The organism is Clostridium sp. CTA-6 (genome assembly GCF_054768115.1).
The window spans coordinates 51,161-76,744 of record NZ_BAAAAU010000004.1 but is presented as its reverse complement, the minus strand read 5'-3'; the positions used below and the strand labels follow the sequence as shown (position 1 = coordinate 76,744).

At 27.2% G+C, this 25,584-nt stretch carries 25 protein-coding genes and 1 tRNA gene; 5 read left to right on the top strand and 21 right to left on the bottom strand.

Translation table 11 applies throughout. From position 1 onward, the window contains the following. Positions 1-2 precede the first annotated feature (2 nt). From ACYUDJ_RS07495 to ACYUDJ_RS07470, 6 genes are all read right to left on the bottom strand, one after another. Positions 3-1,085, bottom strand: coding sequence for a streptolysin associated protein SagC (locus tag ACYUDJ_RS07495; RefSeq protein ID WP_043031277.1), 1,083 nt, complete (start codon positions 1,083-1,085; stop codon positions 3-5). Positions 1,086-1,087: 2 nt separating this feature from the next. Beyond that, positions 1,088-2,044: a SagB/ThcOx family dehydrogenase gene (locus ACYUDJ_RS07490; RefSeq protein ID WP_043031275.1), complete on the bottom strand. Its 957-nt coding sequence runs from the start codon at positions 2,042-2,044 to the stop codon at positions 1,088-1,090. Positions 2,045-2,208: 164 nt separating this feature from the next. Next, positions 2,209-2,382 carry a clostridiolysin S gene (closA, locus tag ACYUDJ_RS07485; RefSeq protein WP_003359769.1) on the bottom strand — a complete coding sequence of 58 codons (174 nt, stop codon included), beginning with the start codon at positions 2,380-2,382 and terminating at the stop codon, positions 2,209-2,211. 321 nt (positions 2,383-2,703) lie between these two features. Further along, positions 2,704-3,720, bottom strand: a complete 1,017-nt coding sequence (locus ACYUDJ_RS07480; protein WP_003488385.1) for a hypothetical protein — start codon at positions 3,718-3,720, stop codon at positions 2,704-2,706. A gap of 9 nt (positions 3,721-3,729) precedes the next feature. Continuing rightward, a complete protein-coding gene (locus tag ACYUDJ_RS07475; protein WP_003488383.1) occupies positions 3,730-4,734 on the bottom strand; it encodes a phosphodiester glycosidase family protein in 1,005 nt (334 codons plus the stop codon). A gap of 449 nt (positions 4,735-5,183) precedes the next feature. Then, positions 5,184-6,560 carry a PhoH family protein gene (locus ACYUDJ_RS07470; RefSeq protein ID WP_003488381.1) on the bottom strand — a complete coding sequence of 459 codons (1,377 nt, stop codon included), beginning with the start codon at positions 6,558-6,560 and terminating at the stop codon, positions 5,184-5,186. A 559-nt stretch (positions 6,561-7,119) separates the two neighbouring features. Between ACYUDJ_RS07470 and ACYUDJ_RS07465 the strand changes: the two genes are divergently transcribed. Continuing rightward, positions 7,120-7,299 carry a hypothetical protein gene (locus ACYUDJ_RS07465; RefSeq protein WP_003488379.1) on the top strand — a complete coding sequence of 60 codons (180 nt, stop codon included), beginning with the start codon at positions 7,120-7,122 and terminating at the stop codon, positions 7,297-7,299. A 455-nt stretch (positions 7,300-7,754) separates the two neighbouring features. Here the strand turns inward: ACYUDJ_RS07465 and ACYUDJ_RS07460 are convergent, their stop codons facing one another. Then, complete coding sequence (locus ACYUDJ_RS07460; RefSeq protein WP_003488375.1) at positions 7,755-8,720, bottom strand: C40 family peptidase; 966 nt, start codon at positions 8,718-8,720, stop codon at positions 7,755-7,757. A 315-nt stretch (positions 8,721-9,035) separates the two neighbouring features. Between ACYUDJ_RS07460 and ACYUDJ_RS07455 the strand changes: the two genes are divergently transcribed. Beyond that, entirely contained in the window at positions 9,036-9,173 is a 138-nt protein-coding gene (locus tag ACYUDJ_RS07455) for a site-specific integrase (protein WP_003488373.1), read from the top strand. Positions 9,174-9,201: 28 nt separating this feature from the next. On the opposite strand, the gene ACYUDJ_RS07450 is transcribed toward ACYUDJ_RS07455, so the two are convergent. The 4 genes from ACYUDJ_RS07450 to ACYUDJ_RS07435 all read right to left on the bottom strand — a co-directional run bounded on the left by ACYUDJ_RS07450 (position 9,202) and on the right by ACYUDJ_RS07435 (position 12,535). Further along, positions 9,202-9,348, bottom strand: coding sequence for a hypothetical protein (locus tag ACYUDJ_RS07450; protein WP_154698160.1), 147 nt, complete (start codon positions 9,346-9,348; stop codon positions 9,202-9,204). A gap of 11 nt (positions 9,349-9,359) precedes the next feature. Beyond that, positions 9,360-9,434, bottom strand: a tRNA-Glu gene (locus ACYUDJ_RS07445). 425 nt (positions 9,435-9,859) lie between these two features. Beyond that, on the bottom strand, positions 9,860-12,094 hold the full coding sequence (locus tag ACYUDJ_RS07440) for a heavy metal translocating P-type ATPase (protein ID WP_003488371.1): 2,235 nt from the start codon (positions 12,092-12,094) through the stop codon (positions 9,860-9,862). A gap of 75 nt (positions 12,095-12,169) precedes the next feature. Next, positions 12,170-12,535 (bottom strand): ArsR/SmtB family transcription factor, encoded by a 366-nt coding sequence (locus ACYUDJ_RS07435; RefSeq protein ID WP_003488369.1) that lies wholly within the window; start codon positions 12,533-12,535, stop codon positions 12,170-12,172. Between the two features lie 213 nt (positions 12,536-12,748). On the opposite strand from ACYUDJ_RS07435, the gene ACYUDJ_RS07430 reads away from it, so the two are divergent. Next, complete coding sequence (locus ACYUDJ_RS07430) at positions 12,749-12,910, top strand: DUF1540 domain-containing protein (RefSeq protein ID WP_003488367.1); 162 nt, start codon at positions 12,749-12,751, stop codon at positions 12,908-12,910. A gap of 94 nt (positions 12,911-13,004) precedes the next feature. On the opposite strand, the gene ACYUDJ_RS07425 is transcribed toward ACYUDJ_RS07430, so the two are convergent. The 4 genes from ACYUDJ_RS07425 to ACYUDJ_RS07410 all read right to left on the bottom strand — a co-directional run bounded on the left by ACYUDJ_RS07425 (position 13,005) and on the right by ACYUDJ_RS07410 (position 20,031). Beyond that, the gene (locus tag ACYUDJ_RS07425; RefSeq protein WP_003488366.1) at positions 13,005-13,856 is read right to left on the bottom strand and encodes a YitT family protein; all 852 of its coding nucleotides are present in this window, start codon (positions 13,854-13,856) and stop codon (positions 13,005-13,007) included. A gap of 864 nt (positions 13,857-14,720) precedes the next feature. Further along, complete coding sequence (locus ACYUDJ_RS07420) at positions 14,721-15,269, bottom strand: NUDIX domain-containing protein (RefSeq protein WP_003488364.1); 549 nt, start codon at positions 15,267-15,269, stop codon at positions 14,721-14,723. A gap of 27 nt (positions 15,270-15,296) precedes the next feature. Continuing rightward, on the bottom strand, positions 15,297-18,827 hold the full coding sequence (locus tag ACYUDJ_RS07415) for an AAA family ATPase (protein WP_043031271.1): 3,531 nt from the start codon (positions 18,825-18,827) through the stop codon (positions 15,297-15,299). Next, positions 18,802-20,031 (bottom strand): exonuclease SbcCD subunit D, encoded by a 1,230-nt coding sequence (locus ACYUDJ_RS07410; protein WP_042386105.1) that lies wholly within the window; start codon positions 20,029-20,031, stop codon positions 18,802-18,804. Before ACYUDJ_RS07410 ends, ACYUDJ_RS07415 begins: the two co-directional genes overlap by 26 nt. 347 nt (positions 20,032-20,378) lie before the next feature. On the opposite strand from ACYUDJ_RS07410, the gene ACYUDJ_RS07405 reads away from it, so the two are divergent. Together ACYUDJ_RS07405 and ACYUDJ_RS07400 are read left to right on the top strand one after the other, a co-directional pair. Next, positions 20,379-20,840, top strand: a complete 462-nt coding sequence (locus ACYUDJ_RS07405) for a DUF2975 domain-containing protein (protein WP_003488358.1) — start codon at positions 20,379-20,381, stop codon at positions 20,838-20,840. Between the two features lie 20 nt (positions 20,841-20,860). Further along, positions 20,861-21,100 (top strand): helix-turn-helix domain-containing protein, encoded by a 240-nt coding sequence (locus tag ACYUDJ_RS07400; RefSeq protein ID WP_043031269.1) that lies wholly within the window; start codon positions 20,861-20,863, stop codon positions 21,098-21,100. An 85-nt stretch (positions 21,101-21,185) separates the two neighbouring features. Here ACYUDJ_RS07400 and ACYUDJ_RS07395 read toward each other — a convergent pair whose 3' ends face one another. From ACYUDJ_RS07395 to ACYUDJ_RS07370, 6 genes are all read right to left on the bottom strand, one after another. Beyond that, positions 21,186-21,776: a class I SAM-dependent DNA methyltransferase gene (locus ACYUDJ_RS07395; RefSeq protein WP_043031267.1), complete on the bottom strand. Its 591-nt coding sequence runs from the start codon at positions 21,774-21,776 to the stop codon at positions 21,186-21,188. 1 nt (position 21,777) lies between these two features. Continuing rightward, positions 21,778-22,302, bottom strand: a complete 525-nt coding sequence (locus ACYUDJ_RS07390) for an ECF transporter S component (RefSeq protein ID WP_043031265.1) — start codon at positions 22,300-22,302, stop codon at positions 21,778-21,780. A 185-nt stretch (positions 22,303-22,487) separates the two neighbouring features. After that, positions 22,488-22,961, bottom strand: a complete 474-nt coding sequence (locus tag ACYUDJ_RS07385) for a DUF5673 domain-containing protein (protein ID WP_043031263.1) — start codon at positions 22,959-22,961, stop codon at positions 22,488-22,490. Between the two features lie 132 nt (positions 22,962-23,093). Next, positions 23,094-23,987: an NUDIX domain-containing protein gene (locus ACYUDJ_RS07380; protein ID WP_043031261.1), complete on the bottom strand. Its 894-nt coding sequence runs from the start codon at positions 23,985-23,987 to the stop codon at positions 23,094-23,096. A 121-nt stretch (positions 23,988-24,108) separates the two neighbouring features. Continuing rightward, positions 24,109-24,963, bottom strand: coding sequence for a TPM domain-containing protein (locus ACYUDJ_RS07375; protein ID WP_043031259.1), 855 nt, complete (start codon positions 24,961-24,963; stop codon positions 24,109-24,111). 8 nt (positions 24,964-24,971) lie between these two features. Next, a complete protein-coding gene (locus ACYUDJ_RS07370) occupies positions 24,972-25,541 on the bottom strand; it encodes a LemA family protein (RefSeq protein WP_003488346.1) in 570 nt (189 codons plus the stop codon). Positions 25,542-25,584 lie beyond the last annotated feature (43 nt).

Genomic DNA, 25,584 nt, shown 5'->3' with positions numbered 1-25,584 from the left:
AGTTAAGAATTAATATCTTCTAAAATTTCATCCACAATATTTCTAGTGGATATATTTATTTCACTTAACTTAGCCTTTGATATATTTCCACAAGCAGGACAAAATGGTACTCTTAATAAATCTTGAGTTTGTATTTCTAAAGTAGGTACAAATATACTAAGTACCCTACCTTCAATTTTACAAGTATTAAAATTATTTATTAAAAACCCTTCAGATATCAACATATTAGTCATAATATTTAATAAAGGAATTATGGATTTATGAGGTTTTTCACTAGTTTTGAAGTCACTTTCTATAAATTTATGATATAAAACATGATCTTCAAGTCTTGATAGTATTCTTTGTTCAAAACACTCTAGACATCCCGTTTTAGGTGGTAATGTACTTAAAATAGTTATAAATGGGCCATCAATAAAGGACATAATAATAGGTTTTTTAAGTTCTATAGATACTCTATTTATATTTCTAAATAAATTCATATTAATGTGACCCATACATATTAATATGCTAGAGTAATTCTTTAATTTATTTTTTAGATTCTCTGTGTTTGATTTTTTTTCTAAAGCATCCAAATTAGAAGTTAAATCTATAGAAATTATATTATCTATAGTTTCTTTTGCACATAAATCTAATTTCATATTCATTCCATCAGATAAACTTTTAGCAGTTTCTTTAGCATAATCATTATCTGATATAAATAATACTTTTTGGGGCTCCCCCTCTTTTTTATTAAGATTATATCTAAAATCCCCTAATAATACCTTTGACATTTCAAATTCATTGTCTTTTTCATTTTCACTACATAACATACCTGCTTCACTTAAAGAGCTTATAACATTAATTAAATTATTCTTCTCTTGGTCATTTAGATTATGTTTATCTAAATATTTCATTGAAAAAGCTTTATTATTTTTCAAATCATTTATAATAATTCTAAAAGCTTTTATAAAATTTGGTGTCTCTGAGCTTAAGTCTAAAACTGCTTCATTATAGTTCCACAATCCACTTCTAAATCTTATTTCATTTTCACCGCTATCATATATTCTTAAATTATTGCTTAATTTGTATATGGTATTATTTTCCATAATTAATCCTCCTGTTCCCAACCTACAACAGTCATATGTACTACATGTTTTAATACTCCATCTATATTTAAAAGCTCTTCTATGTATTGTTTTTCATATCCCCCTATATCACAAGCTCCATAACCTAAAGCCGTAGACACTAGTTGCAGATTTTGAGCAATTTCTCCTGTTTCAATTAATGCATAAGCAAAACCTCCATCCCCATATTTTCTTGAATTTTTCAAGAAATTATATACATAAAAAACAATTATATTTGCATTTTCAGAATTCAAAGTTCCAAATTCTGCGAACTTATCTATCTTTAAACTTTCTTTATTCACTTTAATAGGTTTTAGACTATGAGAATAAGGATAGTATGTATATACGCCATCCTCTAGGTCTTTTATATTTTTCATATATACATATAATTGTATAGGGTATAACCCTCCTGCGGATGGATTAGCTCGCAGTTTAATTTTTTTTTCATTACTTTCAAGATTATATGGTTCTACTTCATCACATATCCCCTGAGTATAGTAAAGTATATTTGCCACATCATTTAAAGACATAAATTTATTAGAATATCTTCTTACACTCCGTCTGGATTTTATAGCTGTTGATAAACCTACTCTTATATTTTTAAAAGATGGAAGTTCTATAATATCTTCCCCTTCTTCTTCCATATTTAAATTTACAGAAGTTAAAGCAGCATCCCTTTGGAAAAAACTTGCTACTCCTGTTCTAAATCCTAAATTATTATTGTTAGATCTATAATTTAAGAGATATTCTTCACTTACAAATCTGTTATGTTTAGAGTATAAACTCCCTTTTATTACTGTATCTGGGGTTTTAACCACAGTACTATCAGCATAGGGTGATATACTAGAATACTGAGTATTAAAATGAATAAGCATTCTATTTTCTATATCAGTATTTTTTTGCTTTTTTACTTTTTGTTTCTTCAAGTTTTTTAGTAACATTTTTAGCTCCTTGTGTATATTTTTAAATCTTAAATATAAATTAAATATTTAAATGATATTAGCCAGGTGATAAAATAATATTAAATTATAATCACCTGGCTAGTTGGGTTTAAATTATTATTAAATAATTGAATTGTGAAAGATGCTTGTACAAGATAAAATTATTAATTTCCACCTTGTCCAGCAGCTGCTCCGCCACCTGTTGATGCTGAACCGCCACCTACACTAACACTAACGCAACAGCAACAAGAGCAGCAGCAACAACTTCCTGGAGCCACAGTAACCTTATTATTATTGTTATTAGTAGTTGTCAGTACGTGTTCATTAAATTTTAACATATCTTTCACCCCTTACCATTAAATATTAAATTAAATGACATTTAATATTTAATTTAATACTTCTTTATATTTATAGTATCGAATAGCTTTATATATAATTTATACTTTTTAACAATTTTGTAAAAAAAAATAACCAAATTGTTATATATTTTATAAAAATATTGGCTATACCCTATTATTTGTATTAGAAAATTCATCTTATAAATAGAATTATAGAAAAAAAGGTTATCTCAAAATATATTTTATTTTGAGACAACCTCAAATTTATTATACCTAATAATCCTTTTTAATTATTTTCATGTACACTTGGATTTTATATTATTATTTAAACTTAGTTTTTACTAACTTACCATCACTAATAGAAGCTACTCCATCTATATACATCTTCATCATAACTCCAGAATACTTTGTCTCTTTTCCTGTGCTTATCTCTTTTATAACACCCCTTAAGTCATCATTTACATATACGCTTCCTAGTGGTGAAACATAAATATCTTTTACTTTAGCTCCATTAGGTATATCTAATGATTTCCAAGTAGATGTGTTATTTTTTACATTACCATAATAAACTTTTACTACTTTTTCTTCCTGTAATTCTCCTATATATACATTATCGTTATCATCTATAGATAACAATTTTGGTGATTTTACGCCTTCTATATTTATGGATGATTCACTATGTGTAGCAAAAATCTTTTTATTTATTTTATCCTCATAAATCAATATATCTTCATGAGGAACTATATTCATGTCTCCAACCGCTTCTGTCATTATATCTATTCTATCTTTTTCTTTCATTATATTAACACTATATAATCTATTATTATTTCCACCAACATTTACCTTAACATATATTAAATTCATAAGTGGTGCTGCTTTTATATCCTCAATTTTAGCACTTGAACTTTCAAAATTGAATTCACATATTTTATCCTTTTGATCTTTATCTACATCATAAGAATTTAGCAATACTTGTCCTTCTTTATTTTCCGTATATATAATTCTATTTCTATCTGAAAGCCATATATATTCTAATCTATCTTTTTTACTTTCAAACTCAATATTCTTTTTTTCACCATTTTTAGTGTTGATTACATTCAATTTATTATCTTTAAAATAAGAAATATATTTTCCATTAAAGGATACATCTAACTCTTCTACGTTTTCTGGTATATTTACATCATAATCTTTATTTTCCGTTCCTGTATTTGTAACTTTTTTAGCCTTTATCTTAGTTCCCCCTGATGCTAAAAAATATTTATCAATATAAAACAATCCTGCGAATTGTAACGTTAATGAAATCATTACCCATAATATTATTTTTTTTACTACTTTCATATTTTCCTCCTAAGGTTCAACATACAAAATAGATGGTACTGATCTTTCGCCTAAAGAATTGGCAGGATTATTTATAACTTCACCTTCATGATACATTGTAGTTGAAGATCCACCGTCTAAATTTGTAGCAGTATATGCATCATATTGTAACATGATATCTTGTACATCTTTTAAGGTAGCCCCTAAGCTAGATGCTTGCCTACCATCTATAACCAGCATAAGTATAGCTCCGTCTTTTTTTTGTCCAATGGCGGTTCTAGGTGCCATTCCCCATCCACCATCTCCAGAAGTTATGGTACCTTGTCCATTTACTACTAAAGCTGGTCCAAAAGTTATGGCTTCTTGTACATTCAAATTTTTTAATTCTTGTAAACTATGTTTACCTACAAGTAAAGCTCCCTTTTTAGTTATGGCTGCTACATCTCCTGTAAAGTTTCCTTGCTTATCACTATTGTATTTAACTTCACCTTTATTAATTATTACTCCTTCAACATTTCCACCGGTACCTGTCCACTTGCTATTAGCTGATTTATCTGTAAAACCACCAGCATTAATAGCTGCAACAGCTCTTTTGTTTCTTGCTATCTGACTTGTAAGTTCTCCCTGTACCCCTAATTTTGAACTATATCCAACCTTTACTCTAGTTGGATCATGAACTACTAACATATATCCCTTAAACTTTTTACCGTAACTTATATCATATCTTTCTATTGTACTATCATGTTTATTTTCAAATTTTAGTACAGAATTTTTATCTTGTTTTATAGTTTGTATAGAATCTTCACCTAGTATCTCTTTTATTTCAGCATCTGACAAAAATGTCTTAGCTATATATTGATGGCTTAAAGTAGTCATAGCTGCTCCCACCATAGTTTTCTTAACATTTTTAAAAGGCCCATGAAATATTATAAAGGGCGCTGTAGCTGCTGTAAAAAACAACTCAAAAATTATAAAATATAAAAATATTTTAAAAGAAAATTTCTTATTTTTCGACTTTTTCTCTTTATTTTCCATCTAAAAATTCCTTTCTCTTTATTTTACATCTTTCATTATTGTACACTAAATATAAATTTTTTTAAATAGTAAGCTTTATGAAATATTGTAAAACTTTCTAAAATTCATTTAATTTTTCTTTAAACCACAATAAATTGTCCAAATTAAAGCTATTTATACAGTAATCACCATAATTTTCATTAAAATAAATTATATTACATAAAATATAAAGAGCATCTCAAAATATATTTAACTTTGAGACACCCTTTACTTATCTATAGTATAAAATTTATCCGATGACTACCCGCTCTAATACTCCCATCTTCTTAAAGTTAAGAGTAAAGAGCGGCTATGTCCCTGGATAACGATTTTCCCTAAAGGATAACGACTTCTAAGGAGTAAAACTCCTAAGAATTCTGTTAATGAACTTCAGTGGAAGTAATAACTTCCTCTGAAGCCAAGAACTCTGTTTATAATCGCTTTGCTCCTTCATAGGCTAATGGTGATCTTTCACATTCATGGTCCTTTAATGTTACTTGATAACAAAGTTTACTTCCCTTCATTTTTTCTGATGCATAACATAAACCATTTGACCTAGAATCTAAAAATGGTTGGTCTATTTGATCTGGATCACCTACTAATATAAGTTTCGTTCCTTGTCCTACTCTAGTTATAACAGCCTTAACTTGTTTTGGTGTTAAATTTTGAGCTTCATCTATTATAACCCAATTTTTTACTATAGATCTACCTCTCAAATAGGCTACTGCTTCTGTAGTTATAATTCTTCTATCAAATAACTCTTTTATTTTATCATATAATTCCTTTTCATTTTTATATCTTTCCTTTTCATCAGAATCCACTAAGATCTCTAAATTATCAAAAATAGGTCGCATAAAAGGCATTATTTTTTCTTCCTCTGTTCCAGGTAAAAAGCCTATATCTTCATCCATAGTTACATTAGGCCTACATACTAAAAGCTTTCTATATCCCTCTTCTCCCTCTTCCATAACTTTATGAAGTCCTGTGGCTAGAGAAAATAAAGTTTTAGCTGTACCTGCAGGTCCCTTTACTATGACTAATGGTGCATTTTTAGAATCTGTTAAAAGAGCTTCTAACATAAACTTTTGTCCTATGTTTCTAGGACTTATTCCTAAAGGCTTGATATCTTTGTAAAAAAGAGGAACAACTTTTTCTCCATTATATCTTCCCAGCGCTGTTTGTTTTGGATTTTCCATAGACTTAATTAATATAAATTCATTTATATTAATTTCTGCTTTATAGTAATCATTCTTTTCCTCTGAATAAAAAAATAGGTTTTCTACATTTATATATTTATTCTTATAAAAATTTTCTAAAGTATTGTGAGATGCAAAAGCTTCACATCTTCCTTTATATTGACTTTCATATTCTGGTACTACCTTTTCATAAAAATCTTCTACATCTATATTAATAGTATCTGCCTTTATCCTCTCAAAAGTATCCTTTGTAATTAATACTACCTCTTCCCCTTTTTCTTTTAATCCTTTACAAACTTGTATTATTCTATTATCTGGCTTACTCTTATCCCAAGATGGAGGCAATTTTACATCATAATGATTCATTTGCACCCTTAAAGTTCCTCCACCAGGTAACACTACACCATCTATTAAACTTCCATTTTTTCTTAATTTATCTATTATTCTTGCCGCATACCTAGCATTAGCCCCTAAATCATTATTATTTTTTTTAAAGCTATCTAATTCTTCTAAAACTACTTCAGGTATAACTACATCGTTATCAGCAAAAGAAAATATAGCTCCTGGTGAATACAAAATAACATTAGTATCTAATACATAAGTTAGTTTCAAGTCTACTCCTCCTCTCTTTATATTATTATATTCAACTAAAGTTATAACTTTATTAAATTCTTCACTTTATTAAATGAAAAATATTATATTCTTGTAGTACTATATTCTCTAAACTATCTAATACTCTTTTTATATAATTTGAAATAAAAAAGATTTCTACATTAATAAAAATCCTTTAAATAAAAAAAAGACCCCTATATTAATAGAAATCCTTTAAATAAAAATAAAATAAAGAGGCGTAAATAAGAATATCCCCTATATAATAATAAATAGTAAAAATAGTTTTATTAAGTAGTAAACTATACCACTTAATAAAACTATATATCACATCCTAAGGGTTGTCAATATTTTTTTCTAAATTTTCCTAATACTTATTTTTTACAAATAATTAAAAGCATCCAAATTAATAAACACTTCTAAATTACTCTAAATTTTATTATATATTTATCATCTTTATATACTAAATAATCGACTTTTTATTATTAATGAGGATATTTCATTAACCAAATTTTATAGTATATCATTTAATATAGTATATACTATAAAAGGAGTTATATATATGAAGGATCTAAATTGTATAAGCCCTGAAGAATTGGCTCTCCTTGCTAATTTAATAGCCTTAGAACTATCTAGAGGGAAAAATGCCAACGAATTAAATGTACTTGGAAATCTCGTTGCCGCAGTAGGAACTATCTTATTAACCATTGCAGCTCAAAAACAAAATCTTGAAAATAAATAAATATATATTAAATTATAGTGTTTAGCAGTACCCAGCTTTAAAATTTAAAATAAAAAAAGCACTACAAATACTGGTGTTTACAGCATTTCTTACAATTTGGTAGCTCCTAGGGGAATCGAACCCCTAATTTGTTTTTGCAAAGTTTAATAAAATTTTTACATACCTGTATCCGTTGATATTACTCTGTTTATGGTTATAATATTTTGTACGAAATCAAGGACATTTGAAACTAGTGTGGAAAAGATTCAGGTAGCAATATCGTAATTGCCACCCCAGGCTGTTAACAAAATATGTTTATCAGCAGCCTGAACTCCAGTAATAAAATGGGGTTCTTTTTTTATGTAGAGGTTTATGTATAACTTATAGAAAGCTATTATATTTAATATTCTATAAATACTAAAAATTCCTTTAAATAATAAAAAATAGCATCCCAATTATGGACTGCTTTCAATTATCTATCTTGTTAAATATTGTTTCTCTACCCATTGAGGAGTTCCTCTTGCAACTAAATACCAATCTCCATATACCGCATATACATCTACTTTATCACCTTTTTTTAAATTTCTAGTTACTGAACCGTTTTGTCTTGGATAATCTCTTGCTACTGTTGATGATGTTACAGTAAATGAACCTGATAAAACTGGTTTAGCTGATGAATTTGTTATTGCATTTGGCACTTTTAAACTTATAGTTTCTGTACATATAACCTTTCTATTATTATCATAACCTCTAACTGTTATTTTGTAACTTGCACCAGGTGTGAAAGGTTGTCCACCATTTCTAAAATTTATATACCTATTTGTTCCTTTATACAATTTTGTATACTTATCATTTTCTGGTACTTTTTCAAATGCCCAAGATGAATTTGAATCATTGTCAACCCATGCAAAAACCCTAGCTACATCATCGGAGTAATCTTTTATTATTAAATTCATTGCGGAGGTACCATTATGAGGTAATGCTCCCCAACCATCTACTTTAACATAAGATTGTTGTTTATTTATAATTCTTCTACCTGCATAAAATCCATATACTGGTGCAATTCTTACTACATCTCCTGTTTTTGGAGCATGTATCATTTGCCCATTTCCAACATATATGCCTACATGACCCGTATGTGGAAATACTAAATCTCCCGGTTGTAAATTACTTTGTGATACTGGAGTACCTTTTGTAATCTGTCCATATGTATCTCCTGGCAATTCTATACCTGCAGCATTTTTATATACATAGTATACAAAGCCTGCACAATCAAATCCACTTGGTGACTTACCTCCCCAAACATATGGAACTCCTTGAAATTGTTTGGCATAGTTTACTATATCTTGCCCAGTTGCTGCAGCCTTAACATTACCTACATTTAATAATAAAGTCATAAATGCAGCTAGAAAGATACTTAATAAAGTTGCCTTTTTTTTCATGTTGCTTCCTCCTATTTGTCTATTTTATTTTATGTTTTTACTATCAATATCCATATTCTTCACAGTTAATCGAACTCCTTCTTTTTTTATCCTGCATATTCGTACTTTTTCATGCATTATTCTATATTTTAAATATAACTTATTATATAGAAGTATTTTCTTAATTTAATATTCTAATTGTCTTGAAAATCTACCTATAATTCATTTATTTCATTTAAAAATTTTATCATAATTCATAAAAAAGGAGGTACTCCCATTATATAAGTACCTTTTAAATTTAATATCTTACATATTTACCATAAATATATCCACCATGTGGAGGATAATAAAAAGGAATGGAAAGTAATAAAACAACCACCTAAAAGTAAAAGTTCTATATGTTCTGTTCCTATTCCTAGCAACTTAATTAAATTATTTGATAAAGAATCTAAAATAAAAAAGCTGATAAATTAAAATGTGGCAATTATTATAATGATACTGATTATGTATTTACAACTAATACTGGATTGCCTATTAATGAAAATAATTTTTCTAAATCATAAACTAGTATACTAAAAAATGCTGGTATCAAGCATAAAAAATTCCACTCTAAATAAAAAAATGCTGCAAACACTAGTGTTTGCAGCATTTCTTCAAATCTGGTAGCTCCTAGGGGAGTCGAACCCCTGATTCCACCGTGAGAGGGTGGCGTCTTAACCGCTTGACCAAGAAGCCTCAATTATTTTCTTTCAACATTTATAATTATATTACAGCCTAAATTTTAAGTCAATGTTTTTTAGAAATATTTTCATTTGTTTTTAATTTTTTTATTGAATTATTAAACCTTTTATTCTTACATAACATCCATTGAAAAATATATAGAAACACACAATGCTTATCTTATAATTTCTCATAAGTATACTTTTATTTATACAATTTGATATTTTTATGTTTTCATAAAAATTAATCTTCTATATTTATTGCTCTCTAATAAATAATAATGTTCAGATGGAGAAAAGTAATTATTCTAAGGCAACTCCATCTGAACCTAAAAATTACTTAATTAAAACCATATAAATCTAAATATGATTATATAGATATCTTTATTTAAAATCATTCACTTCTATTGTTCTTTAGAAAGTTATAATTTTAGTAAATTTTTATTTTAGTATTCTTAAAGCATTTATTACCGCTATTAAAGCAACTCCTACATCTGCAAAAACAGCCATCCACATAGTACTTTTTCCCATTATAGCTAGAGCTAGTACTGCAAACTTAATTATTAAAACTATAATTATATTTTGCCATACTATTTTATGAGTTTTTCTAGCTATTTTTATAGCATCTATTAATTTTGATGGTTCATCAGACATTAAAACTAAATCAGATGCTTCTATAGCTGCATCAGATCCTAATCCTCCCATAGATACCCCTATATCTGACATGGCTAATACTGGAGCATCATTTACTCCATCACCTACAAAAACAATTTTTCCATCTTTAGATGTTTGGGACTTTAAAGACTGCATCTTTTCTACCTTTTCCTGTGGTAAAAGTTCTGAATATATTTCATCCATTCCTAGGAATGTCCCTATATTATTGGCTGTAGATTTTCTATCTCCTGTAAGCATAGCTGCTTTTTTTATGCCTATATCTTTTAATGATTTTATTGTTTCTTTTGAATCTTTCTTTATTTCGTCATTTATAACTATATAACCTATATATTTATCTTCTAATGCTATATAAAGGATTACCCCATCCTCCGGAGCTTTTTTGTAGTTAATATTTAATTCTTCCATTAATTTATTATTACCAGCATAAACTTTTTTGCCATCGATATAAGCAGTTACACCTCTTGCAACTATTTCTTCATAATTTTCTATTCTTTTATTATCTATGGTTTTTTCATAATATTTTAGTATAGATTTTGCAATAGGGTGATTAGAATAACTTTCTACATAAGCGGCATATTCTATTAATTCTTCTGAATTTACTCCTTCTTCTGGCTCAATTTTTGATACTTTAAATACACCTTTAGTTAGAGTTCCTGTTTTATCAAATACTATTGTATCTGCATCATTTAAAGCTTCTAATGCTGTTCCTGTTTTTATTAAAACACCTTTTTTAGATGCACCTCCGATACCAGCAAAGAAACTTAAAGGTATTGATATTACTAAAGCACAGGGACAAGATACTACTAAAAATACGGCTGCTCTATAAACCCACTTAGATATATCTGGATCTTTCAGTACTAGTGTAGGGATTAATGCTAGAGCTAAAGCTGCAAAAACAACTACAGGAGTATAATATCTGGCAAACTTTGTTATGAATTTTTCTGTATTTGCTTTAGTAGCTGATGCATTTTCTGTTAATTCCAATATTTTTGAAACTGTAGATTCTTCAAAGGTTTTTGTAACTTTTATTTTTATAACTCCATTTTTATTTATATATCCACTTAATACATTGCTATCTTTTGCAACTTCACTTATTAAAGATTCACCTGTTATAGCTGATGTATCCACAGAAGATTGTCCCTCTATCACTATACCATCTAGCGGAATTTTCTCTCCTGGTTTTACCATTATAATATCATCTATATTAATATCTTCTGGAGAAACTACTTCTATCTCTTCACCTTTAACTAAATTAGCATAGTCAGGTCTTATATTCATAAGTGCTGTTATAGATTTTCTAGATTTGTTAACAGCTTTATCCTGCAAGAACTCTCCTACTTCATAAAACAGCATAACCGCTACTGCTTCTGGATACTGTTTTACTGCTATAGCCGCTACAGTTGCAACAGCCATTAAAAAGTTTTCATCAAATACTTGTCCTTTAGATATATTTCTTATAGAACTTAATATTACCTTACCTCCAATTAATACATAGGAAGCTAAATATAAACCTATAGATAAAGTTTCTCTAGATTTAAATGCGGTAGCTAAAATTAATAAAATAACTCCTGAAATAATTCTTATAAGAGTCTTCTTTTCTAAGGCATCACTATCTTCTCCATCATGACTGTGTCCATGATTATGATTATGATCATGATTATGCTCATAACTATTTTCTTTTTTATCTAATTTTAAATTTTCCTCTTTATTATTCTGCACGTTCAAATTATTACTATTTTTAACAGGTGCCTGTACTACCTTCCTTTTTAAATTTTCTTTATCTATCACCTTTACTCCAGGTTCTATTCTATCTACTATTTCCTGCACTGTTTTTATAATGCTATCTTTATGAACTTCTTCTAAGTTTATAATTAAAGTTGAATTATTAAAATTATAGGTAGCCTCCTCTATTACATCTAGCTTTTGAACAGCTCTTTCTATTTTTGCTGCACAATTGGCACAATGTAAGCCTTTTAAAAGCAATTTCTTTTTTATAATCATACTCCCACCATCCTTCTAAAATAGTTATTAAAAAATCAAAATTTCTGAAATTACAATAAAATATTAAACTTAATTTTATCTATGCATTATGTGTTCTAATCCTTGCTTAAATACATTTTCTACATGTGAGTCATCTAATGAATAATAAACAACTTTACCCTCTTTTCTAAATTTTATGAGTCTAGCTGTTCTTAAAACTTTAAGTTGATGAGACACTGCTGATTGTGTCATATTAAGAAGATTTGAAATATCACATACACACATTTCTGATGATGACAATGCATATAAAATTTTTATTCTAGTTGGTTCTGATAAAACCTTAAAAAAATCTCCTAAATCTTGTACTTTATCCTCTTCTATCATATTATCTTTAACTTTATCTACTACATCATGGTGAATTACATTGCATGTACAAGTATCTATCTGTCTTTCTTTATCCATATTTATGTTCTCCTTTACTGTATCTTAATTAATATTATATGTGAACACATGAATAATTGTTCATATGTTTAAATATAATGTATCACATTTATTTTTAAATTACAATATTATTTTAAAAATAATTTACTATTTTTTCTACACATAAAAAAAATCTATAATCAAATAATAATAGAGAAATAAAAAAACATTTCAATTTGTAGGAGGTAATTTAATATGAATCATAATGATAGTATAGGATGTAGTGTTCATGAATGTAAATATCACGCTCAAAGCACAGACTATTGTACACTTAACAAAATCCAAGTAACTAAGCATACACATGAGGCTGCAAGTGTTGAATCCACAGATTGTGGAAGCTTTGAAGCTAGCCACTAATTAAAGATAAAAATAAGGGTTTATATTAAAAGCATTTTAATATAAACCCTCATTATTTTCTCAATTAATAATTAATCTTATTATTTTTTTATTTTTAAAAGGCCGCTGCTTTAAAACCTCCACCTTGACATTCTGTAGTATTAGATACAGATATTAATGCATGTTCATCAAAATCTTCTATTATTTTTTTTGCTTTTACTATTTGTTGGCTAGTCATAATACAATATATTATTTTTCTTTTTGCTCCAGAGTAAGCACCCTCACCATACATAATAGTTGCACCTACTCCTAATTTTTCTAATAATTGTTTCTTTATTTCTTCATCATGATCTGTCACAACAAATAGTATTTTCTTACCATCAAAGCCTTCTATAACTTTTCCCATAACCTGTGACTTTACAAACATAGATATCATTGTATAAATAGCTACTTCAAAACTTCCTAGTAAAGCACCGATAGTAACTACAACACAATTTATCATAAAATCTATAGTTGATATCTTTATTCCAAGTTTCCTTTTTGCTAAAACAGATATTACATCTGTTCCTCCTTGTGAAGCTCTGTTTCTAAATATTAGTCCCATACCAGCTCCACTTAGAACGCCCCCACATATACAAGAAAGTAAAATATCATTCATAACGTAAAAGTCCATATAATTTCTACTTAAAATTAAAAATGAAGACATGCTTATCATTCCAACAAAGCTGAAAATACCAAAGTCTAAATCTACTTCCTTAAAAGCTATAAGGAATATAGGTATATTTATAAGAAGGATATAATATCCTGATTGTATACTAGTTAAATATTGAAGCATTATTGCGATACCAGCAACTCCCCCACTTAGTAATCTATGAGGAATAAGAAACATATTAACTCCTATGGCATATATTAAACTTCCCATCATTACTAAAAGCAATCTTTTTACATTTTCCTTTTTAAGATGCATAATAAATAAAAACCTCCAAAATAAAATTAAACTTATTTTTTACTATAACATACATACTTATATGTTTATTCTTTTAAAAAATATTTTTATTAGTAATTATTTTTAGGTAAATGAATAATTAATTTTTAAATATTCATTTATTGGGAAATTTAATATATTACCCGCTGTCAAACATAAAATTAACACCCCATTTATTTTTTTATTAAGTTACTTTGTATTACGCAGCAATTATATTTATATTTTCTTTAAATTTTTTTATTTTTTTAAAGTATATTGTACTAAGTTTTTATATTATTAGTAGCAGCTATGAAACACATTGAATGAAAACTTGCATTTTTATCAATAAAATTTTATTTATTTTTTTTAAAATATATAAACTAAAATTTTATTTTGCAAATATTTTAAACAAATGAATAAAAACCTTCTTTTTATTTAATATATAAATATTTTCATGATGTGTCAACCTCTTATTTATCAATGGATTCTAGTTTCGTTAATAATATGTTACTATATTTAATTATATCCCAATTATACACTAGTGAATTTTTTATTTCATTTCTTTTTTGATGGAAATTATGCAAATGTTATATATTTTTTTAATTTCTATATATTTTTCATTAACTATGAAGGTTTCATATATATATTTTATATAAGTTAACTCTATAAAAATACTTTATAATTTAATTAAAATATAGATAAAATTTTTTAAGCCCCTTTTGCTCACTTGATGAATCAAAAAAAGAAGATGTTTCATAATAAAACAGATTTAAATTTAATACATATAATATAAAATCTATTTTGAAACACCTTATTTTTTATATTTAAATTAAAAAATAAAACTATATTCACTTAATAAACAGTTAATTATAATTTAAATCCAAATATGTACCAAGGACCTACCCCCACATCTACACCCTTATTTTTTTGTTCTATTAAAAAGTCTCTACTTTCTTCTTTAGACACTAATATAACTTCTATATCCTCTGAAGGTTCTAGTTCTTGTTTAGGATTTTTATTCAATTCATCATTTTCATCAATTTCCATTTGAACTAATATAGTATAATCTGTTAATAAAGCTGGATTAGGTCTTATCTCTGGACTTATATCCACAACCTTACCTATATAACCTGTTTCTTCTTTTAATTCTCTTTTAGCCTCTAGCTCAATATCTTCCTGTTCTAATAATCCCGCAGGAAATCCTATAACATAATTATCTATAGCTGGTCTATATTGTTTTATAAATACATATCGCTCTGTTGGAACTAATTTTGCCACAATAACCACAGCTTTAGTTGTATTAGTTCTCTCTACTGCCTCCCATTTTAAAATCTCTTCTTCATTATTTAAATAACTTATTTCCTTAAAACTTATCCATTTACCCTTGTATAATATTTTCTCTTCTAATTTCTTCATCTAATTACCTCCATATTTTGTCTACCATTAGCTATACTCTATTTTTATTTTACTTCCACCCTCTCCTGGCACCGCAGGATCTACTATAAGTTTTATTGGTACTCTATTTTTAAGTTCCTCTACGTGACTTATTATTCCTACACTTAATCTATCACTTCTTAAATTTTCTAAAGAAGTCATAACTGTATCTAAAAGCTCACTATCTAAAGTCCCAAATCCCTCATCTAAAAAGAAAAACTCTAAAGGGGAGCTTCCTTTTAGCTGTATCTGTGAAGACAGCGCCAAAGCTAGCGCCAATGATGTTAAGAAGGTTTCCCCACCAGACAAAGTATTTGTAGGTCTTATACCGCCTCCATTAAAATCATCCCTCATAGTAAAGTTCCCATTACAATCTAATTCTAATGCATATCTTCCTCTAGTTATATCCTTAAGTCTTTTAGAAGCTTCAAAAACTATATACTCTAACTGATTCATAGCTACAAATTCTACAAATTTATTTCCCTGAACTAGTTTATCTATATCTTCTAACAAAGCTTTTTTATGAGATACCTTTTCTTTTTCATCTAATAGTTCCTTTAGTGCCTTTATATTACTTTCCATATCACTTATAAGTTTCTCTTCTATTACAATGTTTTTAATTATATCCTCTAGTTCTTTTTCCTTATTTTCTTTTTTAAGCCTTATATCTTTCCAGCTTTCTTCCTCTATCCTTTCCCCCTTCAATTTTTTATTTACTCTTTCTATATTCATATTTAAATTATTATACTCTTTTTCAAATTTTTCTATTTCTTTTTCCAATTCCTTTATTTCTTCTTTACATATTAACATTAATTTTGCATCTTCTAAAGTATGGAATTTATTTTCCTCTAATGCTTTATTTAACTGAATAAATTTTTCATTATAAAGTTTTTCTAGATTAATTTTTATTTGTTCCTTACTTATTTTATTTTCCCATAATACTTCTCTATTTTTACCTTCTAACTCTAACTTAGATTTTAAAGTTTCTTCTTTTCCCTTTATATTCTCTATAGCTTTTTTTACATCATCTAAATGTTCCTTAGAAATCTCTCCTACATTTAATTTTTTTATTTCCCCCTCTTCTTTGTCTATAAAATTTTTCTTTTCTTTTCCAGCTTCTATTATTTTGCCTAACTCTATTTCCATAGTATTTATGTGCTTAATTATTTCTTCTCTTTTATTATTCTCACTCTCTAAAATTTCTCTTTTATTTTTTATAACCTTATTATATTCCTCTATTTTTTTATCAGAAGCTCTAATTCTGCTTATTTCTTCTTCCACATTAGAAACTTTAATTTCTTCTTTTAAATTTAAATATTCTTTTTCTTTTCCCTTAAATAATATTTCTCTTTCTTCCTTGTCCTTTTTTATAGAAGCTATTAGTTCTTTCTCCTTTGATATAGCTTCATGATTTTTAGCTTCCTCTTTATCTATATGGTTTTTTTCTTTTTGTAGCCTGTTTATATTTTCTTCTAATATTAATTTTTCTTCTTCCCAGGACTTTATATTTTTATTTAATTCTTGAAAATCATTTTTTTCTTTTTGTAGTTCTTCTCTTAAATTCTTTAAGTTTCTATTTTTTAATTGCTCTTTTAAATTTTCTAATTCCTTTAATATTAATTCTTCTTCTTTTTCCATAGAAATTAAAAGTATATTTTTTTCATTTTCTTCTATTTTTATATTTTCTAATTCTTTAAAAATAGTACTATGTTCTTCTTTTAAAATTTCTAATTCTTTTATATCAACCTTTTTAGCTAATTTAATATGATGCATAGATCCACATACAGGACAAGGTTCTTCATCCTTTAAATTAGCAGCTAATATAAAGGCCATATCCATTTTTTCTATATCTTTTATTTTTCCCTCTAGACTCACAACCGTTTCTTCTTTAAACTTTAATATTTCTAATATTTCTTTATGCTGTTTTTCTAAATTTAATTTTACTACTTGTTTTTCTTTTAGATTTTTTTTTAATTCCTGTTTTTTATCATTTATTTTATTTAAATTATTAAAAGTTTCACCTAATTTATTTATGTAATCTTTTTTATCAAGCAAAATATCATTACTTCCATGAGAGTTTTTTATTAATTCCTCTTTTTTATCTAAAACATATTCTAATTTTTTATTTATATCCTTCTGTGCTTCTAATGTGTCTTTATACTTTAATTCATACTCTTTTAAACTTTTTATTTTTTTATTTATTTTTTCTGTTATATTATAAACTTCTAAATTTAATCTTTTATATTCTTTATCTATTTCATATAGTTTCTGTATCTTTTCCCTTCTATCCCCATCTATTTTTAATGAATTTGTTTCTTCATCTTTTAATTTTATTTCCTCAGAAATTTTATTTATATTATCTTCTATATTTCTCTTCTCTATATTTTTATTTTTTATTGAAGCATCTTTTTCTTTATATTTTTGTGCTAAAGTTGCCTTTTCTCTCTTTATAGTTTCAACCTTCTTCTTTATTTCTATAGCCTGTAGTAAATTATTTTCTTTTTGCATTAATAAAGGGATTTTTTCTTCTTTATCCTTTGATGCTTTCTTATATTCATCCTCTAAATTTTTCAAATTTAAATTTATATTTTTTAACTGCTCTATTGCAGCATTTAATTCCTTTTCATTTATATTTTTATCTCTTTCAATTTTGTTGATCTCATCTATATAGGGTTTAACATTTAAGGCATTCTTTCCTTTTTCTACTTTTACTTTTTTCCCTTCAATATCCAATAACCCTTTTTTAAGATCTTCTAATTTATTTAAATAAACATTTAACTCTTCTTGAAGTTCCCATATATTTTTATACTTTTCATAAAGCTTATCCATTTCCTCTTTTTCTTTTGCTATTTTAGATTTCTCTTTTAATAAATTTTCATATTGTATTTTTAGCTCTTGTAATTTTTCCTTGGATATATCTTTATACTGTTCTAATCTTCCTTCTATTAATATTAAAGAGGATATTTCCTTATTTCTTGCTTTTCTTATTCTTTCTGAAAGTTTTTTGCCATACTTTTCTAGTCCAAATATTCTCTCTAACATATCTCTTCTGCTTTTCCCACTTAACTTTAAAAACTCACTAAATTTACCTTGAGGTAACACTACTGAACGAGTAAAATCTTCTGCGGTTAAACCTATTATAGATTCTATATTTTTTTGTATATCTCTAGGCTTATCTGCTATTATTTCTTCTTCACCTTCACTATTTTTAACTAACCTAGCTGCAGTAGTCTTATAACCACCTTTTTTATCTCTTTTTACTGTTCTAGAAACAATATAGTCTTCTCTTTTGTTCACTGAGGCTATGTCAAACTCATAGCTTACAAATAAGGAATCTGTATCTAAGTTTATAAACTGAGTACTATCCCTTGCTATATCTCCATATAAAGCAATAGTTATAGCATCTAATATACTGGATTTTCCACTGCCCGTAGGGCCAAATATACCAAACAAACCTCTATTAACTAAAGTTTCAAAATCTATTTCCTGCTTTTCTATAAAACTGTTTAAACCTTTAATCACAAGTTTCTTCGGTTTCATGTGCATCCTCCTCTTGAGCTATACTTAAAAATAAATCCATTAATTCTTCATTAGCCTCTATTCCTCTTTGATTAAAATAAAAGGATTTAAATAATTCTGCCATAGATTTTTCTTTTATATTTCCTTTAAAAACTTCTTCCCTTTTTTCCTCTATCTCTGGTACTATCTCCACTATATCTTTTTTTATTTCTTTTAATGCTTTTATATCTTCCGTACTTATATATTCCTTTGTTTTTATATGTAAATATAGCCACATATCCTTTTCTTTATTTTCTTTACATTTATTTATAGCCTCTTCTATTCCATTACAACTCCATACCTCTATAGGTTTATAGTTGTTAAAATAAACATCTTCAATAATAGCTTTTTCTCCTGGATGTACATCTATTATCTTACACCCTTTACTATAGCCTCTTTCACTTTTACTATAGGGCAGTGGTGAACCGGAATAATAGGCATTACCTAATCCCCTTACCTTTTGTGGTTTATGAAGATGTCCAAGTCCTATATACTGAGCTTTTTTAGGTAACTTGTCTGCATCTACTGCTAAACTTCCTCCCAATTGTATAGGTCTTTCAGAATCTGTTTCCTCTGATCCATCTACAAATATATGAGAAATAGCTAAATTAACAGTGTCATCTTTATAATATTTTTCTTGTAAATTAGAAAATATTTCTCCTATTCTTTCTGAATAAGTTTTTCTTCTATCTTCATCATTGTCCATTTCTTTAGACAATATCTCATTTAATCTTTTTTCGCTAGGGTAAGGTAAAGATATAATTACTGTCCTCTCTCCCTTTACCTCTATTTCTAAACATCCCAAATCTGAATTTATTACCTTAAAATCCCCATACTTTCCCTTTGGAATTATAGTTTTAGGGGTACCCATAAGTATTATTCCCTCATCATAAGCTAAAGGACTTGCAGCAACTAATCTCTCTGGATTATCATGATTCCCTGCTATAATTAAAACTAATCTTTCTCCCTTATTGCTTACTTTTTTTATACAATCATAAAACATTTTTTCTGCTCTAGCTGGGGGATTCCCATTGTCATATATATCCCCAGCTATTATCACCATATCTATATTATTTTTATCCACAATGTTAATAAAATCCTCTATAAATCTTTCCTGCTCATCCATTCTACTAAATCCTTCAAGGTTCTTTCCTAGGTGCCAATCGGAGGTATGCATTATTCTCATGATTTTCATCTCCCTTTTATATCTAGTTAATGCTGCGCTTCTCCATGTCATTTTATTCATTATATTTACAAACTCTATATACAGATTATATTATTATTTATATTATAACGTAAACTCTCACTACTTGTAGATGAAATAAAATTATTATGGAAATATATCCAACATTAGGTAGATTAAAATTTGCCTTTTTAAAAATCATTACAGTTTTTTATCCATAATCAATAATATATTATCGAATTACAATAATATATTATTGACATACAATAAAATTTATTGTATGTTATAATTAATAAATACAAATATTTCCAATTTATCCATATAAGAATATAGATAGGAGTGATTTATTCATGAAAGAAAATTTTTCATTAAATTTCATTAAAATACTTTTAGTTCTTATAGTATTTGTTTGTGGAATTATGCTCTTCCACTTTGTCCTTATGGTATTATTTGCTCCAAAAGAACTCTTCCATAATATTAGTAGTATTCTAGCTTCTCTACTTATAATTGCAGTTTATCTTGTTATTGCATGGAATCTTCTAAAAATAGTATACAGCATAGAATCTAATCCCTTTACTTTAAAAAATGTTAAAAGTTTTAAAATAATAGGTTATTTTATGATATTCTTATCAATTATAGATGGTATCGTTAATTTAAAAAAACCAAGTAATTTTATAATTATGGGTACGGAAAACATCTCCATTAAACCAAGTTGTATTTTATATTTAGTATTAGGTCTTATGGCCTTAGTTTTAGCTGAAATTTTTAAAAAAGCTGTCCAGATAAAAGATGAAAATGATCTAACGATATAACATAGAATAGGAGTTTTATTATGTCAATTGTAGTTAATTTAGATGTTATGATGGCAAAACGAAAGATGTCTCTTAAAGAATTAGCTGAAAAAATTAATTTAACTAATGCTAATTTATCAATTCTAAAAAATAATAAAGCAAAGGCTATAAGATTTTCCACTTTAGAAGCAATATGCAAGGAATTGAATTGTCAACCTGGAGATATTTTAGAATACAAAGAAGATCAAGAGAAAGATGAAAAAAAGGATGAATTAAATTAAATAAAATAAGAATGTGGAGTAGTTTTTATATTTTTACTCCACACTCTTATTTTGGTTAATCATGCATAAAATTTATCTAATCAAATTATTTGTTTCTTGCACCTATATAAATATAATATTCTTCATTATCCTCTGTATATATAGTTTTAAAATTATGTTTTTCCATTAATTCTGCAGTATATTTCACCTTAGGTAATATGTGAGACTTTATCTTATGATCTACATCTTTATGTCTAGAGTTTATCTTCTCCTTACTTTCACTATGAGCTATAACTAATCTACCACCTTCTTCAAGTAGTTCATAAGCTCTATCTGCTAACTTATCCTTGTCCTTAAAATGAGGATAACAGGAATATGCTGTTATACAATCAAAAGTTTTTTTAGATTTATACCCTAAAAAATCTTCTACTATAAAATCTAAATTAGAGTATGTATTTTTTTCTTTTGATACCTTTAACATATTTTCTGCTATATCCATAGCAGTTATATGCCCAATATTACAAATTATATTTTCTAAATAAGGTATAAGCACCCCTGTACCACTACCTATATCTAAAACTCTATCTCCCTCTTTCAAATTTGCTTTTGAAAGAATATATTCTATTTTTTCTTTTGAATGAAAGCACATACTGTCCCACTTATCTGCTAAACTATTAAAAAACTCTCTATCATTCATATTATACAGCCTTTCCTAATTCTACTTTTCTTAACGCTTTAACTAATATAGGTATAAGTATTAATTGAATAATTATGCCTGGCAAACCTTTTACAAATAACCCTGCTAATACAACTGGAAATTTAAAAGGTTTTGTCATTATTAAATGTAATACTAAATAATTACATAATATATTAGCTAATCTTCCACTTAACATTCCTATTATTAGTGATGGGTATATTCCTATTTTCTTTTTATTATATAATATTGATATAACCACTCCATAAGTTAATAATTCAACTACCATTACATAAACAAATGGGAATGGTGGCATACCTGTAAATAAATGACTTAATAAAGGAGTTAATACTCCTACTGCTAAAGCAAAATAAGGACTTAATATAAAACCTCCTATAAGAATAGGAATATGCATTGGTAAAAATATTGATCCTGCATTTTTTATTCCATGAAACAAATAAGGCAATAATAACCCTATTGCTATTAATAATGCACCTCTAACTAATTGTTTATTTTTTGATTGTACCATATAAATACCTCCTGCTAAAAATAATGCCTATTATTAAATAATAGCAAGAAGTATGCCATGGCTTTAAAACAAGAAAATATACATCCCTTAAATTAAAATTCTCAAATTTATACATGTTAATGTTTTATTTTGAAACCTAATCTCAAATTAATACTATCTTGTAATGTCTTTATTCCTTAAGAAACCTAAGCTATCTTTTTATTTATTATTTTAAAAACTTGTTCTTGTTCCTCTTTTTTAAGCCTTAGTTTTATAGTATTAAATCTTCTTAAATAATCCACATCTTCCTTTCCCCTTATTATTAAAGTATGATCTAGTCTCTCATGCCATTTACATGATTCTATATCTTCCCATTTTTTAAAGTTTCCCTCTACAAAAATTCCATTTTCCATTATTTCAAATCTTTCTACACCATTATATAATATAACTATACCTATTATTATTTCTATATAAGTATTAGGATTATCATTTAAAAGAGAAAATAAGATTATTATTAAAGACATAAGTATCATAATATTTCGCTCTATACCTCGTTTTATATTTAAAACAACTTTTCCACCTTCTTTACTCTTATACCAAAGATTTATAAAAGTTAACACAATCCAAAATATAAAGGTTACCCCTACTAATATTAATAATATCCCTTCTAACACATCCATTTAATTACCTCCTAATTACTTTAAATTGCTTTCCCTTAAATTCTTCTATAAAAAAAAGTTTTTTCCTTTTTATGGAATAGAATCTTTAATATGTGTTTTTCCCCATCATTAATATTAGTTTTACAAACTTATTTATATATTATCCTTGATAAATGTAAATATTCTAACTAAATCTTCTGAATTTTTTTCTTTTAATACATCTTCTTCTTTTATAAAACTGTGTTCTTTATAAATTTTTTCTTCTTTTTTCAACGGAATCAGGGTAATATTTCTTTTGAAAAAATTATTATTTTTTTTATACAAAAATATGCCTAATTTTTTTTGCCCTATTACATTTTTTAATTTAATACCTAATATTTCTTGTAAATATACTTCTGCACTACAGCGTTTTGAATTTAAACTACAATTATCTCCACAGAAAGTATATTCATTGTCTTTATTTAAACATAAGAATTTTATTTTATTATCACTTACACTTTTATTTATATTGGATGAGATACACTGCTCCTTTATGCTATTAATATTATTTAAAACTAGATACTCCCTTATACTATCCTTCTGTCTATATATTAAAAAAATTTTTTCCTCTTCTATATCTTCTATTTCAAACTTATCTAATATCCCCTCTACATCTCTTATAGTTACATCTGTTAATCCTTCTTTATCTCCTAAGTTTTGCCACTTTATATCTACTAATCCATAAAGATTTTTTAGCTCTTCCTCTGGATCATATCCTACCTTTGCTTCTCCCTTTACTGGATATCCAATAAAAGTTACCATATTTTTATACATAGAATTTTTTATTGGTGGTAACGATTCATATGTTAAGGGGAAAAGCTCTATATCTAATCCTGTTTCTTCTTTAGCTTCCCTTATAGCTGCTTCTTCTAAGCTTTCACCCTTTTCTCTTCCGCCACCAGGTAAAGCCCAAAAATATCTATTTTCTAATTTAACCCAGTGCTTTATTAGTATATACTTACCATTCTCCACAATAACGATTTGAACTCTAGTATCTCTTTTAAGCATATTGTCATCTCCTATTTTCCTAAAAAATTAGTATTATTCTTTATTATAAAATTAAAGAGTCTTTGCCCTAAAGCAAAAACTCCTTATTAAAACTATACTTTTGTAATCTATAAAATGCAGGCTACCATCCGCCAGAAGAACCTCCTCCACCGGAACTTCCGCCGCCAAAACCGCCAAAACCTCCGCCACCAGAGGATCCTCCACCGCCGAAGCCTCCAAAGCCTCCACCGCCGAATGGGTCATCATCATCGTCATCCCATCTATTTCTTCTATTAGAGAAAAGTGAATTTAGGAATATAAGATCCCAAATGGAAGTTCTTCTTCCTCGTCTTCCACCTCTTCCACCAAAAATACTTAATAAAATTATAATGAAAATTATAGCGGGTATAACGCCTCCTCCGCTCTTCTTCTTTTGTGGCACTTTAACTTTTTCATTCTTTTCTAAAGTAACATTGTATTCTTTAGCTACATCATCTGCAAATACAGAATAGACCTTCTTCATGGCTTCACCATATTTTTCTTCTTTAAGTAAAGGTTTAGCTACTTCTTCCATTACTCTAGAAGAATAAATATCCGTTATTCTTCCTTCTAAGCCTCTTCCTACTTCTACTCTCCACTTTTTATCCTTTACAGATAGAAGTATCATAACTCCATTATCTTTACCTTTTTGTCCTAGTCCCCACTGTCTAAACAAAGTATTAGCATAGGATTCTACATCAGATCCTTCCAGTGAATCTATTACAACCACTGACATTTGTGCTCCGGTTTTTTTCTCTAACTCATTTCCTACTGAAACAATATACTCTTTAGTTTCACCATCTATAACTCCAACATAATCATTTACATATTTTAAATTTGTAGGTTTAGGAAAATTCTTTTCCGCCTTTACTAATACTGGTGAAGCCATAATTAAGGTTATTACCAATATAAAAGTTAAACCTATTTTATTTAAATTTCTTTCCAAAAATTTTCTCATTTTTTCACCTACTTTGAGAAATCTACTTTGGGTGCTTTACTTGCTCCTGCTTCTGCTTTAAAATATGGTTTTTCACTAAATCTAAACATACCAGCTATAATAGAATTTGGAAACTTCCTTATACCAGTATTATAATTATTTACTGATTCATTATAATCTTGCCTTGCAATAGCTATTCTATTTTCAGTTCCTTCTATAGCTACTGATAAATCTTTAAAATTTTGACTAGATTTTAAGTCTGGATATCTTTCTACTACCACTAATAATCTTGATAAAGCTCCTGATAACTCTTCATTAGCTTGAGCTTTTTCATCTATTTTTTGTGCTCCTGCCAATTTTGATCTTGCATCTGCTACACCTTTAAAAATATCTTTTTCCTGTGCAGCATAACCTTTAACTGTTTCTACTAAATTTGATATAAGATCAGATCTTCTTTGAAGATTAGTATCAATATTAGAAGCTGCTCTGTTAACATTTTGCTCCATAGATACTAATTTGTTATATGTTCCTATTAAAGGAAATAGTATTAATAAAATTATCCCTACTACTATAAGGGTATTTCTCAATCCTTTTTTCATAAAATCACCACCATTTTAATATTTTTATTAATATTATACATTA

Bases quoted from the DNA above. Each gene is read 5' to 3' on its own strand.
- ACYUDJ_RS07495 (WP_043031277.1), bottom strand. From the start codon at position 1,085: ATGGAAAATAATACCATATACAAATTAAGCAATAATTTAAGAATATAT.
- ACYUDJ_RS07490 (WP_043031275.1), bottom strand. From the start codon at position 2,044: ATGTTACTAAAAAACTTGAAGAAACAAAAAGTAAAAAAGCAAAAAAAT.
- closA (WP_003359769.1), bottom strand. From the start codon at position 2,382: ATGTTAAAATTTAATGAACACGTACTGACAACTACTAATAACAATAAT.
- ACYUDJ_RS07480 (WP_003488385.1), bottom strand. From the start codon at position 3,720: ATGAAAGTAGTAAAAAAAATAATATTATGGGTAATGATTTCATTAACG.
- ACYUDJ_RS07475 (WP_003488383.1), bottom strand. From the start codon at position 4,734: ATGGAAAATAAAGAGAAAAAGTCGAAAAATAAGAAATTTTCTTTTAAA.
- ACYUDJ_RS07465 (WP_003488379.1), top strand. From the start codon at position 7,120: ATGAAGGATCTAAATTGTATAAGCCCTGAAGAATTGGCTCTCCTTGCT.
- ACYUDJ_RS07460 (WP_003488375.1), bottom strand. From the start codon at position 8,720: ATGAAAAAAAAGGCAACTTTATTAAGTATCTTTCTAGCTGCATTTATG.
- ACYUDJ_RS07450 (WP_154698160.1), bottom strand. From the start codon at position 9,348: ATGCTGCAAACACTAGTGTTTGCAGCATTTTTTTATTTAGAGTGGAAT.
- ACYUDJ_RS07440 (WP_003488371.1), bottom strand. From the start codon at position 12,094: ATGATTATAAAAAAGAAATTGCTTTTAAAAGGCTTACATTGTGCCAAT.
- ACYUDJ_RS07435 (WP_003488369.1), bottom strand. From the start codon at position 12,535: ATGGATAAAGAAAGACAGATAGATACTTGTACATGCAATGTAATTCAC.
- ACYUDJ_RS07430 (WP_003488367.1), top strand. From the start codon at position 12,749: ATGAATCATAATGATAGTATAGGATGTAGTGTTCATGAATGTAAATAT.
- ACYUDJ_RS07425 (WP_003488366.1), bottom strand. From the start codon at position 13,856: ATGCATCTTAAAAAGGAAAATGTAAAAAGATTGCTTTTAGTAATGATG.
- ACYUDJ_RS07420 (WP_003488364.1), bottom strand. From the start codon at position 15,269: ATGAAGAAATTAGAAGAGAAAATATTATACAAGGGTAAATGGATAAGT.
- ACYUDJ_RS07415 (WP_043031271.1), bottom strand. From the start codon at position 18,827: ATGAAACCGAAGAAACTTGTGATTAAAGGTTTAAACAGTTTTATAGAA.
- ACYUDJ_RS07410 (WP_042386105.1), bottom strand. From the start codon at position 20,031: ATGAGAATAATGCATACCTCCGATTGGCACCTAGGAAAGAACCTTGAA.
- ACYUDJ_RS07405 (WP_003488358.1), top strand. From the start codon at position 20,379: ATGAAAGAAAATTTTTCATTAAATTTCATTAAAATACTTTTAGTTCTT.
- ACYUDJ_RS07400 (WP_043031269.1), top strand. From the start codon at position 20,861: ATGTCAATTGTAGTTAATTTAGATGTTATGATGGCAAAACGAAAGATG.
- ACYUDJ_RS07395 (WP_043031267.1), bottom strand. From the start codon at position 21,776: ATGAATGATAGAGAGTTTTTTAATAGTTTAGCAGATAAGTGGGACAGT.
- ACYUDJ_RS07390 (WP_043031265.1), bottom strand. From the start codon at position 22,302: ATGGTACAATCAAAAAATAAACAATTAGTTAGAGGTGCATTATTAATA.
- ACYUDJ_RS07385 (WP_043031263.1), bottom strand. From the start codon at position 22,961: ATGGATGTGTTAGAAGGGATATTATTAATATTAGTAGGGGTAACCTTT.
- ACYUDJ_RS07380 (WP_043031261.1), bottom strand. From the start codon at position 23,987: ATGCTTAAAAGAGATACTAGAGTTCAAATCGTTATTGTGGAGAATGGT.
- ACYUDJ_RS07375 (WP_043031259.1), bottom strand. From the start codon at position 24,963: ATGAGAAAATTTTTGGAAAGAAATTTAAATAAAATAGGTTTAACTTTT.
- ACYUDJ_RS07370 (WP_003488346.1), bottom strand. From the start codon at position 25,541: ATGAAAAAAGGATTGAGAAATACCCTTATAGTAGTAGGGATAATTTTA.